The following is a 1731-nucleotide window of genomic DNA, read 5'->3' as shown; positions in this document are numbered from 1 at the left end:
CCCGAAGCACGGTCGAGCGCCGAGCGCCGGGGAGCCGGCACCGGCACGACGGCCACTCGCGACCACGACGACACGGACCGCCGGCGCTGGGTGCGTCCGGCCATCGCGGTGGCGCTGCTGCTGGCGATCGCCGGAGTGGTGACCGCGGTGCTGCTCTCCGCGTTCAGCGCCCCAGCGCCCGAGGCGACGCCCGAGCCGCTGCCCGCCGTGCCCGGAGACCTCGGCGTGCACCTCCAGCAGCTCGACGAGGCGGTGAGCGGATGATGCGTCGGATCGCCACCCGTCACGCTGCGATCCCCGCCGCGGCGGTTGCCCTCGCACTGGTCCTCGGCCTCTCGTCGTGCGCGGCATCGGGCGAGAACACCGCGGCGGCGATGCATGAGTCGGTCGTGCAGATCTCGACGCGCGCGGCCGAGGGCGACTATCCCGGAGCGCTCGCCGAGCTCGCCCTGCTCGAGCGGGACGTCGACGCCGCGGTCGAGGACGGCGCCGTCGACGCGACGCAGGAGTCCGACATCCGTGCCGCGATCGATCTCGTGCGGGCCGATCTCGAGGCGGCCGACGTGGCGAGCACGCCCGCTCCCGCTCCTGCCCCGGCACCCGCCGGTGATGACGCCGGCCAGCCCAGCAACGACGACAACAAGGGCAAGGGCAAGGGCAACGACGACAAGGGCAAGAAGGGGAAGGGCGAGGGCTGACACCAGCCGCCTACGCGATTCGCGGCGGGCACCCAGCTTGCGGGGCTACGGTCGCCGCATGACCACCGAACTCCTGCCCGTGATCGCCGCGGCCGCCCTGGCGGTGTCGCTGACGTTCGGCGTGATCGCGCAGCGCCGCCGCCCGCAGCCCGTGCGCGTGCGGGCTCAGTCGCGACCGGTGAACCGCTCCATCGAGCGGTAGACGCCGAAGCCGTCGCCCACGACCCGGTCGAACACCCGGGTGGGCAGGAGGCCCCGGAGCGCCCGCGACAGGCCGACGCTCCACGGCAGCTCGACGAGGGGTGTGCCGGCGAGCATCGCCTTCCAGACCCGGTCGACGACGAACTCGGGGTCGAGCACGGGCGTGAGCGTCGGGCCCTTGGCGCCCGCGAACATGCCGGTGGAGATGTAGCTCGGCGTCACCGTCGTGACCTTCACGTTGCCGTGATCGGCCTGCTCGAGCTCGAGCCGCAATGACTCGCTCCAGCCGATGAGTGCCGCCTTGGATGCCGCGTACACCGCCATGCGCGGATTGGCGAGCGTGCCGGCGGCCGACGCGATGTTCACGATGCGTGAGGCCCGGTACGCGTTCGCGATCATGCCGGGGATGAACTCGCGCGTGATGTACATGGGCGCGAGCGCGTTGACCTGCATGGTCGGACGGGTGTCCTCGCCGTTGTCGGTCTCCCAGAAGTAGCGGTTGCCCCGCACGATGCCGGCGTTGTTCACGAGCACGTCGGGGTTGCCGACCTCGCGCCGCACCCGCTGCGCGGTCTTCGCGATGGCGCCGAGGTCACCCACGTCGACCACGTAGGACTGCACCCGGCTGCGACCGCGCGAGACGGCGCCGAGCTCGTCGACGGTGCGGGCGAGCGCTGGTGCGTCACGGTCCCAGAGGGTGACGGATGCCGCGTGCTCGGCCACCGCGCGCTCGGCGTACATGCGGCCCATGCCCGCCGCCGCGCCCGTGATCAGCACGTTGGCACCCTGCACCGTTCTCGTCATCGTTCCATCTTCGCGCACGCGGACGGAC

General features: G+C 72.4%; 3 protein-coding genes and 1 pseudogene. 3 read left to right on the top strand and 1 reads right to left on the bottom strand.

The genetic code is table 11. The features are described from left to right. The 3 genes and pseudogenes from AC1DY2_RS19440 to AC1DY2_RS19430 form a co-directional block, all read left to right on the top strand. A pseudogene (locus tag AC1DY2_RS19440) lies at positions 1-264 on the top strand (hypothetical protein); the annotation flags it as partial. Further along, on the top strand, positions 261-698 hold the full coding sequence (locus AC1DY2_RS19435; RefSeq protein ID WP_476763906.1) for a hypothetical protein: 438 nt from the start codon (positions 261-263) through the stop codon (positions 696-698). The pseudogene AC1DY2_RS19440 and the gene AC1DY2_RS19435, both read left to right, overlap by 4 nt. Positions 699-756: 58 nt before the next feature. Further along, positions 757-900 carry a hypothetical protein gene (locus tag AC1DY2_RS19430; protein ID WP_476763905.1) on the top strand — a complete coding sequence of 48 codons (144 nt, stop codon included), beginning with the start codon at positions 757-759 and terminating at the stop codon, positions 898-900. Here the strand turns inward: AC1DY2_RS19430 and AC1DY2_RS19425 are convergent. Then, on the bottom strand, positions 864-1703 hold the full coding sequence (locus AC1DY2_RS19425; protein WP_476763904.1) for an SDR family NAD(P)-dependent oxidoreductase: 840 nt from the start codon (positions 1701-1703) through the stop codon (positions 864-866). The two genes, AC1DY2_RS19430 and AC1DY2_RS19425, sit on opposite strands and share 37 nt — an antisense overlap. Positions 1704-1731: the final 28 nt, after the last annotated feature.

The sequence above is a fragment of the Agromyces sp. P1_H4 genome (assembly GCF_056405255.1).
The sequence above is the reverse complement of the archived record's forward strand: the minus strand, read 5'-3'. Positions and strand labels throughout refer to the sequence as shown.

What these genes read in the sequence shown, in the direction of transcription:
- AC1DY2_RS19435 (WP_476763906.1), top strand. Translation starts at nt 261, where the DNA reads ATGATGCGTCGGATCGCCACCCGTCACGCTGCGATCCCCGCCGCGGCG.
- AC1DY2_RS19430 (WP_476763905.1), top strand. Translation starts at nt 757, where the DNA reads ATGACCACCGAACTCCTGCCCGTGATCGCCGCGGCCGCCCTGGCGGTG.
- AC1DY2_RS19425 (WP_476763904.1), bottom strand. Translation starts at nt 1,703, where the DNA reads ATGACGAGAACGGTGCAGGGTGCCAACGTGCTGATCACGGGCGCGGCG.